This window comes from Desmonostoc vinosum, assembly GCF_059505385.1.
This window is the reverse complement of record NZ_JCACKM010000295.1, coordinates 1-12,711: the sequence shown is the minus strand read 5'-3', so window position 1 is coordinate 12,711 and position 12,711 is coordinate 1. Positions and strand designations below refer to the sequence as shown.

Annotated in this window: 12 protein-coding genes; 4 read left to right on the top strand and 8 right to left on the bottom strand. The window is 41.2% G+C overall.

Translation table 11 applies throughout. The features are described from left to right. The first annotated feature begins 374 nt into the window (after window positions 1-374). Window positions 375-833: a DUF4079 domain-containing protein gene (locus AC5JMF_RS30230; protein ID WP_495799397.1), complete on the top strand. Its 459-nt coding sequence runs from the start codon at window positions 375-377 to the stop codon at window positions 831-833. Between the two features lie 134 nt (window positions 834-967). Here the strand turns inward: AC5JMF_RS30230 and AC5JMF_RS30225 are convergent, their stop codons facing one another. Then, window positions 968-1,231 carry a hypothetical protein gene (locus AC5JMF_RS30225; RefSeq protein ID WP_495799396.1) on the bottom strand — a complete coding sequence of 88 codons (264 nt, stop codon included), beginning with the start codon at window positions 1,229-1,231 and terminating at the stop codon, window positions 968-970. 165 nt (window positions 1,232-1,396) lie between these two features. Beyond that, the gene (locus tag AC5JMF_RS30220) at window positions 1,397-2,998 is read right to left on the bottom strand and encodes a mechanosensitive ion channel family protein (protein WP_495799446.1); all 1,602 of its coding nucleotides are present in this window, start codon (window positions 2,996-2,998) and stop codon (window positions 1,397-1,399) included. A 533-nt stretch (window positions 2,999-3,531) separates the two neighbouring features. Between AC5JMF_RS30220 and ahcY the strand changes: the two genes are divergently transcribed. Next, window positions 3,532-4,809 carry an adenosylhomocysteinase gene (ahcY, locus tag AC5JMF_RS30215; protein ID WP_495799395.1) on the top strand — a complete coding sequence of 426 codons (1,278 nt, stop codon included), beginning with the start codon at window positions 3,532-3,534 and terminating at the stop codon, window positions 4,807-4,809. A gap of 210 nt (window positions 4,810-5,019) precedes the next feature. Here ahcY and AC5JMF_RS30210 read toward each other — a convergent pair whose 3' ends face one another. From AC5JMF_RS30210 to AC5JMF_RS30200, 3 genes are all read right to left on the bottom strand, one after another. After that, on the bottom strand, window positions 5,020-6,594 hold the full coding sequence (locus AC5JMF_RS30210) for a protein kinase domain-containing protein (protein WP_495799394.1): 1,575 nt from the start codon (window positions 6,592-6,594) through the stop codon (window positions 5,020-5,022). A 188-nt stretch (window positions 6,595-6,782) separates the two neighbouring features. Further along, window positions 6,783-7,070: a BrnA antitoxin family protein gene (locus tag AC5JMF_RS30205; protein ID WP_495799393.1), complete on the bottom strand. Its 288-nt coding sequence runs from the start codon at window positions 7,068-7,070 to the stop codon at window positions 6,783-6,785. Between the two features lie 35 nt (window positions 7,071-7,105). Next, on the bottom strand, window positions 7,106-7,282 hold the full coding sequence (locus AC5JMF_RS30200; RefSeq protein WP_495799392.1) for a hypothetical protein: 177 nt from the start codon (window positions 7,280-7,282) through the stop codon (window positions 7,106-7,108). A gap of 321 nt (window positions 7,283-7,603) precedes the next feature. Here AC5JMF_RS30200 and AC5JMF_RS30195 point away from each other — a divergent pair, with 321 nt between their 5' ends. After that, window positions 7,604-7,750, top strand: a complete 147-nt coding sequence (locus AC5JMF_RS30195) for a hypothetical protein (protein ID WP_495799391.1) — start codon at window positions 7,604-7,606, stop codon at window positions 7,748-7,750. Between the two features lie 167 nt (window positions 7,751-7,917). Here the strand turns inward: AC5JMF_RS30195 and AC5JMF_RS30190 are convergent, their stop codons facing one another. The 3 genes from AC5JMF_RS30190 to AC5JMF_RS30180 all read right to left on the bottom strand — a co-directional run bounded on the left by AC5JMF_RS30190 (window position 7,918) and on the right by AC5JMF_RS30180 (window position 11,358). Next, window positions 7,918-9,156 (bottom strand): bifunctional sterol desaturase/short chain dehydrogenase, encoded by a 1,239-nt coding sequence (locus tag AC5JMF_RS30190; RefSeq protein ID WP_495799445.1) that lies wholly within the window; start codon window positions 9,154-9,156, stop codon window positions 7,918-7,920. 95 nt (window positions 9,157-9,251) lie between these two features. Beyond that, window positions 9,252-10,763: a hydroxysqualene dehydroxylase gene (locus AC5JMF_RS30185; RefSeq protein ID WP_495799390.1), complete on the bottom strand. Its 1,512-nt coding sequence runs from the start codon at window positions 10,761-10,763 to the stop codon at window positions 9,252-9,254. Between the two features lie 97 nt (window positions 10,764-10,860). After that, on the bottom strand, window positions 10,861-11,358 hold the full coding sequence (locus AC5JMF_RS30180; protein ID WP_495799389.1) for a TetR/AcrR family transcriptional regulator: 498 nt from the start codon (window positions 11,356-11,358) through the stop codon (window positions 10,861-10,863). Between the two features lie 391 nt (window positions 11,359-11,749). Between AC5JMF_RS30180 and AC5JMF_RS30175 the strand changes: the two genes are divergently transcribed. Next, window positions 11,750-12,655, top strand: a complete 906-nt coding sequence (locus tag AC5JMF_RS30175) for a class I SAM-dependent methyltransferase (protein WP_495799388.1) — start codon at window positions 11,750-11,752, stop codon at window positions 12,653-12,655. The last annotated feature ends 56 nt before the right edge of the window (window positions 12,656-12,711 follow it).

Below are 12,711 nucleotides of genomic sequence, written 5' to 3'. Positions count from 1 at the left end.
TTTTTAACTTATAAGTTAAAAATTATGATACTTTAAACCACTGTATTTATGCGTTGAATATAATTGTAAATTGACCTTTATTACTCAAAAAACATGATTTAATGACTCTCAAACAATATTGTCATGTATGGAGTTACACGCTAGTTTACTTAGTTTACAGGTTGCTAACAAAATAAAGCAAGTAATATTAAATACATTGTATTATAACTAAAACAATTGTAAAGAAGCGTTATCAATACATATATTTTCCAGTCTTCTAAAATATGAGCTATTGGCCTATTGTCACTAGTATCAATCATCTAACTGTGTGACTTAATATGCTTTGTATTAAAATCAAGGACTTTTAAAAATAGAAGTAACCTCAATCATTATTTATGAATTTGCCGTCTTTTCTCTGGTTATGGAAAATAGCTGCTTGGTCGATGGGGTTGGCTCTATTGGCTTATTTAATGTTGGCATTTACTGGCGTTTGGATGTTTCAAGGGAGAACTAGACAGCAGATACCGCTAATTGCTGCTTATATAAGCGGGAATAGAGGGGTGCGATCGCTCCACTATATGATGGGCATCACCATGGTAAGTTTGGTGCTGTTGCTGCTAGCAATTGGTATTGTTGGCACTGTAGGGCACTTTGGCTCTTTGGGACACTCGCCACACTTGGCAGCTGGGTTAATAGTAGTGGTGTTAGTTTTACTGTCAGCTTTTAGTGCAACACAAATTCCTAACAAAGTTTGGGCTAGACCGTTACATATCAGTATAAATGTTCTTCTATTTGTAGCATTCACCTGGGTATCTCTGACTGGATGGAGTGTGGTGCAAAAGTATTTACCGTAGCCAATTTTGGGTTGTAGATTCTGCCCTTGGGCGTTGCTGAATTAAAATATTTATAAATAAAACAGACGTGCGATCGCACGTCTGTTTTAGCAGTTATTGTTGTGAGTGGCTTAGTTGTTCCTGTTCTGTTTCATTTACGCTGCTTCCCGCATTTGTGATGCGACATTTACTTCTGGAAATGAAAGCGAGAGTTGCTCAGCTTGCGGTACGGCAGCTTGTTCTAATACCTGAACTTCAATATTCACACTCACCAAGTAACTGCCTGTATCAGCACCAACCGCCTCAGCAATTAATTTGGATATGTCTGGGCGTTTTGCTGTCAATGGGTCACGTAATATACATCTGTCCCATTCGTGCTTAGCAGTTGGATTGAGGTTGAGAATGTAATGCTTAATCATAGGATTAACCTTTAAATTCATCTTCCAGAAGGTTTTCATACAGCCGTTTTGCTGTCGTCTCGACTTTGTACAGGCTATATATCTATTATAGTACATTTGTACTAAAAAAGTGAGAATTCACGCCTTTACCCATAATCTCTGTGCAGAGGTTATGGGTAAAGAACCTTATTCGGCTTTGCCGTTTGTATGTGAGTTCAGCAACTGAGCATCGTTAACCCAAATTGCTTGTTGAGGAACAGGAATAGAAATTCCGGCTTGATCTAGGGCGATTTTTAAGCGACGACGGTATTCGCGGGCCACATCCCATTGTTTGAGTGGCTGTGTCTTAATCCACACACGAATAATTAAACCGCGATCGCCAAAATTATCGATTCCTAAAACTTGTGGTGTTTCTAAAATTTGACGTTGCCATAGTGGATCTTGATCCATTTCCATCGCTACAGTTCCAATCAATTTCAAAGCCTGGTTGATGTCGGTTTGGTAGTCAACCGGAATCGTTAAATCGGCTCGTGACCAACGACTCGAAAGATTGGCAACTATTTTAATTTCACTATTGGGAATTGTAATTAAGCGTCCTTCAGAATCCCGTAGCTGAGTCATCCGTAGATTTAAATTTTCCACCAGACCGCCGACGTTACCCACATTAATCACATCACCAAGGGCATATTGGTCTTCTAGGATAATCAAAAAGCCGTTAATCGCATCTTTTATTAAGTTTTGCGAAGCCAGAGATACTGCAACACCAACTAAACTAGCACCTGCCAGCAAGGGAACGATATCTATGCCCAACGCAACTAGTGCTAATAAGATACCTACTCCCACCCAAACAACAGTAGCGATACTTTTTGTGACACCAGAGAAAGTAGAAACACGTAGTTGTAACCGCTCAGAAGTTTCGGAACTTAATAAAGCACCACTGCTAATCAAAGTAGAGGTAAAGCGGTCAATCAATGCATAGGTTAAACGGATAGCAACATAAGTTCCTAGCACGACAACAGCCAATCTCAAAGGAAATTGAGCAGCGGTGAGAATTCCGACTTGAAACGGTCGCGTGTAGGGAAACAGACCCAAAATAATAAAACTGCCGCTACCCCAAATTCCGGCTTGAGTCAGCTGAAGCAATCGTTTCTTTGCTTCTTGGATATGTTTTTGTTGTTGCTGGTTTAGTTGAGTAGTAATTGGTTCAGCTGTTTGTGAAGGTTGGGAAATTGTGTTTTCTAGATTTCTTGTTGAGCGGCGTTGCCAATAATATATTCCCAAACTGGAAATGATCATTGCTAAGGCGATCGCACCTGCAATTTTACCTTGATTAATTAAAAATTCCGTTTGTCGCTCTTGTTTGGCTCGTTGCAAGTCTTTTGGCAAAGCTTCTTTGATTTGATTTGCCGATGTCATGATATCTACCTTGCGGAGATTGGCATCATCGGCAGTGATGGTCATTAAGTATTGTTTGTTGACATAAATTACTGGTAATGCGTTGATTTTGCGAACCTCTACCTTGACTTGCTGATCAGACGAACGAAAGTAATTTTGGCTAATTTGATCCAAATTCTGCTGGACATCATCTAAACGTTCGGGAAAATTGGTTTTTGATCCGGCTATTTGAAACACCTGGCGGCCATCTAAATAAACCCAATCAGAAACACTGGTGTTACTTGCATCATTATTCACACTGCTTGGGGCTTGCAGTTGTGGGAAAAAGGGAATTTGAGCTGTGGCTTTGGGTGTAGATGCAGCCACTATCAGTATGGAACTAGCGATCGCCATTACCACACCTCCATCTAATCGAGTTTTGGGTGACTGCCGAGCGATCGCTGGCATGTTAGATTCTAAAAATGTTTGTCTTTGCTCTCGAAGAGTAGGAGTATCTCTAGGTGATATTATCCGCTTTGTACTCGCCAAAAATTGAAAGCGCACTCAAACACCTCCTAATAGACTACTTATATAAGTTATCGTCTTCAGTTAATTTAAGTAAATGTACTTATCTAAAGCCGAGTATTTCCTTTTGATGAGCAAATCTCAAAATTTGCATTTATTCTCTAACTCGAGATAGATGAATCTACATAAAAAATGCAAATAGTCAAGAGATAAATAATATTTAGTAATACTTTTCGCAAAGATAAATTAAAAACAAAAAAGCTAGGAATAAAGTTGACATTCAGGGGGATCAAACGTCAAGCTAGTGCTGAGAACCATCGATTAGTAACCTGGTGAGCCAACCAAAAACTACTAGTCATGGAATAATCTAGTAGAGTACGTAAAACTTACGTAACTTTTTTACTTTTTTGAGGTAACTTTTAATGACCGCAACTTCTCCCCGATTAAAGCACGAGGTTAAAGACCTCGCCCTAGCTCCCTTGGGAAGACAGCGCATTGAATGGGCTGGACGCGAAATGCCGGTATTGCGGCAAATCCGCGATCGCTTTGCTCAAGAAAAACCCTTTGCTGGGTTGCGTCTTGTGGCTTGCGCCCACGTCACAACAGAAACAGCACATTTGGCGATCGCTTTGAAAGCCGGCGGTGCAGACGCTGTTTTAATTGCTAGTAATCCTCTATCAACTCAAGATGACGTAGCTGCTAGCCTCGTTCTTGATCACGAAATTCCCGTCTTTGCTCAAAAAGGCGAAGATAACGAAACCTATAACCGCCACGTCCAAATAGCTTTAGATCATCGTCCCAACATCATTATTGATGATGGTAGCGATGTAGTTGCCACCTTGATTCAAGAACGCCAACATCAAATCGCAGATTTAATTGGCACCACCGAAGAAACCACCACCGGAATTGTGCGATTACGCGCCATGTTCAAAGATGGCGTCCTCACCTTTCCCGCCGTCAACGTCAACGATGCCGATACCAAGCACTTCTTTGACAACCGCTACGGTACTGGACAATCAACCTTAGATGGTATCATCCGCGCTACAAACATCTTATTAGCTGGTAAAACCATTGTTGTAGCTGGTTATGGCTGGTGCGGTAAAGGTACAGCACTCCGCGCTCGTGGTCTTGGCGCTAACATCATTGTTACCGAAATTGACCCCATTAAGGCAATTGAGGCGGTAATGGATGGTTTCCGCGTTCTACCAATGGCGGAAGCTGCGCCTCTGGGTGATTTGTTCATCACAGTTACCGGTAACAAGCACGTCATTCGTGCTGAGCATTTCGATAGCATGAAAGACGGTGCGATCGTTTGTAACTCCGGTCACTTTGACATTGAACTTGACCTCAAATACCTCGCAAGTCAAGCCAAGGAAATCAAACAAGTCCGTCCCTTTACCGAACAGTATCAGCTAGTCAACGGCAAATCAGTGATCGTTCTCGGTGAGGGACGCTTAGTAAACCTTGCTGCTGCGGAAGGACACCCCAGCGCAGTTATGGATATGAGCTTTGCTAACCAGGCTTTGGCTTGCGAATACCTAGTGAAAAATAAAGGTAAGTTAGCACCTGGTTTACACTCCATTCCGACTGAGGTAGATCAAGAAATTGCTCGCTTGAAATTGCAAGCGATCGGAATTAACATCGATACTCTCACAGCAGAGCAAATTGAGTACATCAATTCTTGGACTTCTGGAACTTGAGCTGATAGGGCTTAAGCCATAAATTTAAATTTTTTTAATGGGATAGGTAAATCACCTATCCTATTTTTTTATTTTTACCGCTAGATTGCGAGAAAATTGCAATAAGCTAAAATACTTTTGGCACTAACCTCTAGTGCTGTGCCCCTACGACAGATGTTTTTTTATCCACTTACGTTTGAGATTTTCTGTCAATGCACAAGTCCTATTGCTCTAACTATTTCTGGTACTTTTTTGCTGGCGCAGTAACCAAACTAATACTACTCCTGATGTAATACCACCTACCATGCCTAATAAAATGAATAATTGATTACCAAACCTACCAAGACTATTATCTACCATTTCCGATATCATAAAACTCAACCCAGCACCCAAAGCATTCGCTAAAATCCACCAGCCAGCTTTGTTAACTAGTCGCCGCAGTATCAACCATTGCCCGATACCAAATATTAATCCGTAGAAAGCACCGAGTGTAAGCATATGATAAATAGAAAATTTCGTAGCGAATAAGTAAGTCGAGTGGGCAGCTAAAGTAGTAGGTAATACCCACCACAGAGATACAGAAACTTGCCGTCGCAGTACTATCCATTGCAAAATTCCTACAACTAATCCCAAAAAGGCAAATCCTGGGATAGAATCTCCTGCAATATTGGAGATGGGTGATATCAAATACACTCCTCCGATGTAACCAAAAATATTCGCTAACACCCACTGAAGATAGAAGCCCCAGTCTTTTTGTGTGAATTGCATCGAGACTTTTGGGGGGATGTCAGGTAGAGGAGGTGGGGGCAGTGGCTGGGAATTGCTTGGCTGCGGTGATGGGCTGTAACCTAGATTTTGGGGAATTTCTTGGCGATACTGGGGTGGAACTTGGGGTGGTGGGGAGTATAGCGGTGTTTGTGGATGAGTTGGTGGTGGTGTCGGCCTGTAGCCTGGAGGCGATGAGTATTGAGTCGGTGGAATGTGCGGATTGGTTAACTGTTGCACTGCCGCTAAGGTTTCTGTGGCTGATTGGTAGCGATCGCGAAAGTCATAGCGCACCATTCTATCTAAAATATCTGCTAAGTATGGGTCAACTCCTACTAAGTGCCGCCAGATAATTTCAGCTGTTTGCACATCTTCTTGTAACTGATCTGGCATCAATCCTGTTAAAGCTTGAATGCCAATCATGCCTACAGCATAAATATCACTGCTTAATCTGGGACTACCGCGACTCTGTTCGCTGGGCATATAGCCAGGAGTGCCGATACTCACCGTCATGCTAGTTTGTCCTTGGGCATTGACTACTTGAGTACTTATCTGTTTCACTGCCCCAAAGTCAATCAAAACTATTTTGCCATCACTTTTGCGGCGAATTAAGTTCGGGGGTTTGATATCCCTGTGGACGACGTGATTTTGATGGACAAAGGATAAAGGTTGTAGGATATTTTGCAGTAAGGCGATCGCATAAGCTTCACTTAACCGTTTGCCTGGTGTGAGTTCTTCGCTTAAGGGATGACCATCAATAAATTGCTGTACTAAATAAAATTCCTGATTTTCTTCAAAGTGTGCCAATAATCCGGGAATTTGGTCATGAGTACCCAATTTGTGCAATAGCTGCGCTTCTGACTCGAATAACCTTCTGGCTACTTGCAAAGTCATGGGATCACAAGCCATTGGCTTGAGTAACTTAACGACGCACTCGTTATTATAAAGTTTAATGTCTTCAGCAACGAAGGTTTGACCGAAACCACCAGCACCTAACTCGCGGATAATTTTGTAACGTCCGTCTAGTAACTGACCCAACATAAAGGCGATCGCTTACAGAGAATAATTTCTGTATTGTAACTTCCTACTTATACAGATAAATGTTGGATATGTAACTTGATGGTTACAATTTGCGTAGACATATGGATTGTTGGCAAGGCTGGGGTTACCCCTACCCTACAGTTTATCTGTCGCATTCTTTTGACAAATTGGTATGTTGAGTTTTTGAGTTAGCGATCGCTATTATAGATATACTCTGCCAAAACCTGATTAATCAATCCTTGAACTCCCTGCTCACCCGCCTTTGCCTCAAAATATTCCACAATGAAGGTATCTAGCAGCAAATTCATCTGTCGTTGCGATCGTTCAACTGGTTTGCCATTAACTCTCAGTACCGCCCGCTTCATCTGTTCTTCTGTCACTTCTGGAATATCAGATAGATCAATCGCTTCATCTGGCATGGCATCAATCCGTTCCCCATCAGTTTGAGAGGCTTCGGAAGAAAATGATTTGTTCACGTTTAGTTCCCTCCCGCATTGAAATAACTCGAATTTCATCTCCAATTTCTGTATGAGCAATCACCACTACTCGCCCACGCCAATCCTTGAACTCCCTGCTCACCCGCCTTTGCCTCAAAATATTCCACAATGAAGGTATCTAGCAGCAAATTCATCTGTCGTTGCGATCGTTCAACTGGTTTGCCATTAACTCTCAGCACCGCCCGCTTCATCTATTCTTCTGTCACTTCTGGAATATCAGAATTCTATCGACTTGTTGAACGATGATCTTAATTCGATGTCAAAAAATTATTAGTAACAAGTATCAAAAAATACATTAGAAATAAAAACTTATTTCTTTGGGGATATTACAACTAGAATCTATTTGATTTATTCTTGCTATGACTTAAGTGTTGCAGGGACTTAAGTCAAGGTATTCACATCAATTTAAATAGCTATTTTGATTATCATCCAGGTGGCTAGATGACAAATTAGCTATTGCATTGGCTCTAACAAAAACCATAATTAAAAGTCAACAAATCAAGGAGAAAATCATGAGTTCTAATAAAAAGACTTACATTCAGCCCAAACTCACTGTCTATGGAGAAGTTGAAACTTTAACCAAAGGAACTAATGCAGGTGAAACTTTGGATAAAGATTTTCCCGCAGGAACTTCTAGAGGTAGCCTAACTTTTTCTTAAAATAGCTTTAATCCGGCAAAATCAGCAAATTAGGTAAATGAAAATATCTAGGTCTTTAAAGCCTAGATATTTTCAGCTAAAACACATAACTTTTTACTTTTGCCTTGTTCGGTTAGTAGTCATTGGTCATTTATATTTAAAAATAACGAATGAGAAATGACTAATAATTAACCCTTTTCAGTCTGGCTAAAAATTTTATAATACAGCCAAGTACTAGTTTCTTTTAAAGGAAAAAGTATATAAGTAAGAGGATTTATCGTCACGATAATATTTCGGTAATCTCGCTTGGCTAAAAACAAAATAGAGCGAGCAACTTGTCTAGCTGACATGACTCCATAGGGATTGAGTTGACTCTTAAACGGCCCTAAAATTAACTTGCGAATTACACAAACTCCATCCAATCTTTTAAGAGTAACAATATCTCCCAGCGCGCGTTTGCTGAGTTCATAAAGTGGACTCAGCGCTGGAGATACTTCCGCCTCAGAAGTGTTAACCCAAATTTCCTTTGTTGCTTTGGCTTGCGGCCCTGTCACAGTAGCTGAAAAAACATCCATCAACTGCAATGCGGAAAAGGTATTCACTTCATATGAAGAATTAATTGCCTGTGAGGTGCGGTTAGCGTAAACATTAACTCCGTGATTGATAATTAAAATATCAACTTTCTCTAAAGCATCTTTAAGTTCAGCTTCTTTGCCCAACTGCCAAGGAACTACTTTCATCCCAGTTTGTGTGGACAATTTTTCTGGATTTGTAGTTAACGCGACAACTTTAGTATTATGTTTTAACAGTTCAGCAGTCAAGGCTTGTCCTAAAGCACCTGACGCCCCGGTTAAAGCGATGGTTTTACCTTTGAGAGAAAGGGCTGTGCCAAGTATTTTATCCACCAGAGGAAAGACACCACTATAGTAAGCATTGACATCATCAAAATGATGACGCCAATGATAAGACCGATTCACCAACCAAACGGATGGTATTGTTTCTAAAGGGCCAGGTAGGTGATTGTAGTCTGTATCAATTGTCCCTTGAATGTATCGCAAGGATGCACCATACAAGAAGGTGCAAGCATAAGCTACTCCTAGCCATAAACCCCATTGATGAGCAATTAAGGCGATGACCGTCAAAATCACCACTAATAAACTCGATTCTAAAATGTCGTGGTAGAGTTGAGAATCTTGATAAGCTTTCAAAGAAACTACTGATAAATCTCGGCGGTATGCTATGTGATGTTTGTTATGCCATTTAGCAAGCCAATTAACTTGGTGACACAAAGCATGGTAGCTATCTCTAAAGACCTCAGCTAGCAGAAGTGAGAATAATCCCCAACTAGCAAACTGTAAGCAGGTATTTACCAAAACCCAATCAATCTGTAATCTTGCCGCAATTTCGGTCAAGCTTTCAGTTAGCATTGTCATCTTGTTTATTTATACGCAATTTTCTTAATCATTCTTCATGATCCAATAAATCTGGTTTTAGGTCTAGCTGAATTAGCTAAAGAAGGGTTTTATGGCAACCAAAAATTAGGCAAGATGGATTTACCTATGTTGCGTACTGTTTGAGTGAGCGATCGCGCCACTTGAATATGCATTTCATCCTCTTCAACAGGTAAAATCACAGTTGGCGTACCTTCTCCCAAATAGGAGACTACTAAATTCGCCGCTTCCAAACCTGTAACGTAAGCCTTCTCCTGAGACCAAGAACCGTGGCGGTTGACAATCCAATCCCCACTCATAAACACATTCTCAAAACTCGTCTTAGCTGGCAACATGTGGCGATAGCTACCAGGGGCGAAGTGAGTCACTGCTTTGGGTAGGCGAATTACACTGCTGTCAATGACCTTTGCTTCCCGAAATCCTGGTACACAAGTTTCTAAATAATGCTGAACTTTTGGTATTATTTCCTCATCACTCATACTCACAAACTGATTAGCGTGATAGAAATCCGCTTCAATCACTGTTGCTGGCTCGTGGTGATATTCATCATGTAGGGCATTCAAATCAAAAAACGTCCATCCTGTAGTGGCATCAAACCCAAAGCAAGCATTAGAAGGACGAGGAATATCGATTTTGCTATCAAACCACAGCCGAGTTGCTAAAACATCAATTGCCCCTAAATTGCTCAAATTGCGAAATTCTTCATGGCTTTGCAAGCTAGCGCTAGTAGAGACAATTTTCTGCATCCCGGTGATGCCAACTGCAAAAACCACAGCATCGGCATCAAATACCTCATCACCGCAAACCACACCCTTGACATGTTCATTGCTACCAACAATTAAATCTGTAACTCGGTGCTTAGGCAATACTCGCGCACCTGCTTTTTCAATACGTTCCACCCAAGGGCGAAATATCTTTTCTCCGACAGTACCCCGGCACCAAACCACATCAAAATCAGGTTGATGCGCCAAAATAAAAAAGTACAGCATCCCCAAAGTGGCTGCGGCTGAACATTGTTCACCTGGGGCAAACAAACCCACTAACAACATCGGTTCAAAAGCTTCACGATAAAGTCGTGCAGACACACCAAAATCTTTGAACAATTCACGGGCAGTCACAAAATCGTAACGCCGCCAAGCCTCATCAGAATTGTCGAAATCAGCAACAGCATAAAGTAAGGGCAAAGCACTGAGACGGTCAGCTATAGGCAACCGCTGAAACTGAGTGTAAAGAAAAGTTCCCAGTGGGGCAGGCAGACGTGGTAAGTCTTGAAAAATCGGTGATGTAACTTCCAACCCAGCTGGTGAATATTGCGATGAACGAGTCCAAGTGGTAAATGGGTTAATTCCTAACTCGTTGACCAAAGAAAATATATTTCTGTAGGGATACCAAAACCCATGAATGCCCGCTTCTACAGATTTCCCTGCGCCTGTTTTCCAACCAGCCACTAGTCCGCCAGGATAAGGGCCTGCTTCTAGAAGTGTCACATCGTAACCTTGTTTGGCTAAATGGTAAGTTGCTCCTAAACCAGCCCAGCCAGCACCGACAACTACCACCCGTTTTTTCTGTGACTCTTCTATCATTCCAGCCTCCGATTGTCACCGTTCATCAACCAATGTATACGAACTTGTGTTGTTATTAACACACAGATAGTCATATTGAAAGAGCATAATGCTCAAATTAATTCTGTCGCACGAGCAGCGCATAATGAAGCCGAGACTCCGCTATTCGTTCTTGTTGACTGATCCGAACACCTAAAGTGAATTCTCCTACTAGTGAGTGATAAGCTAGACGGGCGCGTGTTTTTGCTTCCCATGCAGAAAAACCAATTTCCTCAAACAAGTGCTGAAGATAATCCAAGCGGCGTTGATCAATCTCAGTAATTATTGCGACTGCATTTGTACTTTTTGTAGCCCAAATACGGATGGCATTTTCTAAGCGACCATCATCTTGAACAGCTAGCTCAAATAAATTGAGTAATTTTGTACTCGCATCACCTCCCATTATTTCTATCTGCTTGATAATATCCTCTGTTTCGCGCGTTGCCCATTCGCGCAAAATAGCTGTTAATAATTCATCACGATTGCGAAAGTGCCAATAAAAGCTCCCTTTGGTAACATGCATTAATTTAGCAAGGGGTTCAATACGCACCGCTTCTACACCACTTTCACCCAACACCTGCGTTGCCTCGCTCCCGGGGGGAGTGGGGATTAGGGGTAATGGGGAAATTTTCTTCCTCACTTCCTCATATCATGTCCGGCTAATCACTTATCATAAAAATTTCTCCCTTGTCCCCGCGTCTCCCTATCTCCGCGTCAGCCAAATCATAAGTCTTTAAACGGACATGATATTACCCCCCGGTTGGTGAGCCAAGTCCAAGTGCATCCCCCGGTGACTGAGCATACCCTTCTCCTTTGGAGACGCTAACGCGAACGGGAAGCTAGCTACGCGTAGCGTCTCCGACACCAGAAGCCGAAGTGCATCTCCCACTCAGCCATAATACTTGCTGATAATGCTGAGTTGAGAGTATAACAGAAAACAGACTTGACTCTGTAAGAGAATAATTATCATGACTCAATTAGCAAACGTAAAACCCAGTCTCAAAGACTTTGAATTGCGAGATGGCATTTATTTTCCTAGTAATTATCAACAGTTAAACAGCACCCAACATAAAAAAACATGGGACAGAATTGGTAAGACATACTATGGTTCGCAAAAAATAGATCAAATTGCCGAAACATCGCCTATTAAACAAGATTACACTCTATTAGGTGGTAAACCAGGCGGTACTTGGGATAAATTTCCTTTGAATAAATCTGTTGATTCTATTCTGGAAATTGGTTGCGGTTATGGTCGCGCTCCTTTGCATCTTTCTAAAGATAAAAACTTAAATTGCCAGAAATATTACGGAATTGATATTTCTGAACCTTTATTGCGCCGATTAGTTAAAGTTAAACAAGAATATGATTTTTTTCCAGGTGCTGAATTTAATTTAATTTGTAACTCTGCGGAAATATTGCCTTTAGAAGATGATTCTATAGATTTAGTAATTTCTAACTGCGTTTTCATGCACATACCAGACGCGCAGTTAAGAAATCTATTAACTGATATATCGCGCGTTCTCAAGCCTGGTGGGATTTTTGTTTTCAATCATTCTTTTCATAACAAGGCTTGTCCTTCTCATATTATTCATAATTTCATTAGAAGGCTCAATCCATTTAGCAGAAATCCTGTTTATCTTAAGCAGTATTCAGCAGCTGAAATCGAGGAAATGTTAATTACTGCTGGCTTCAAAACTAAGTGTTCACAGTTTATTGTTGAACCAACAACAGAGTATGCTATTTTGCCAGAAACTATTAAGGGAATTCCATTACCATTTGCGAAAGCTATCAATCAGAGCCTTAAACCATCGTCAGATGCTTTGAAAAAAACTTTAGCTTATGGTTTCAGTGCTTACAGTACTCAACTGGAATAATCATTAGACCTCTTGCAAAAGTCCTTCTTTGCGTTCTCTTCTCTGCGTCTCTGTCT

What these genes read in the sequence shown, in the direction of transcription:
- AC5JMF_RS30230 (WP_495799397.1), top strand. Translation starts at nt 375, where the DNA reads ATGAATTTGCCGTCTTTTCTCTGGTTATGGAAAATAGCTGCTTGGTCG.
- AC5JMF_RS30225 (WP_495799396.1), bottom strand. Translation starts at nt 1,231, where the DNA reads ATGATTAAGCATTACATTCTCAACCTCAATCCAACTGCTAAGCACGAA.
- AC5JMF_RS30220 (WP_495799446.1), bottom strand. Translation starts at nt 2,998, where the DNA reads ATGGCGATCGCTAGTTCCATACTGATAGTGGCTGCATCTACACCCAAA.
- ahcY (WP_495799395.1), top strand. Translation starts at nt 3,532, where the DNA reads ATGACCGCAACTTCTCCCCGATTAAAGCACGAGGTTAAAGACCTCGCC.
- AC5JMF_RS30210 (WP_495799394.1), bottom strand. Translation starts at nt 6,594, where the DNA reads ATGTTGGGTCAGTTACTAGACGGACGTTACAAAATTATCCGCGAGTTA.
- AC5JMF_RS30200 (WP_495799392.1), bottom strand. Translation starts at nt 7,282, where the DNA reads ATGAAGCGGGCGGTGCTGAGAGTTAATGGCAAACCAGTTGAACGATCG.
- AC5JMF_RS30195 (WP_495799391.1), top strand. Translation starts at nt 7,604, where the DNA reads ATGAGTTCTAATAAAAAGACTTACATTCAGCCCAAACTCACTGTCTAT.
- AC5JMF_RS30190 (WP_495799445.1), bottom strand. Translation starts at nt 9,156, where the DNA reads ATGCTAACTGAAAGCTTGACCGAAATTGCGGCAAGATTACAGATTGAT.
- AC5JMF_RS30185 (WP_495799390.1), bottom strand. Translation starts at nt 10,763, where the DNA reads ATGATAGAAGAGTCACAGAAAAAACGGGTGGTAGTTGTCGGTGCTGGC.
- AC5JMF_RS30175 (WP_495799388.1), top strand. Translation starts at nt 11,750, where the DNA reads ATGACTCAATTAGCAAACGTAAAACCCAGTCTCAAAGACTTTGAATTG.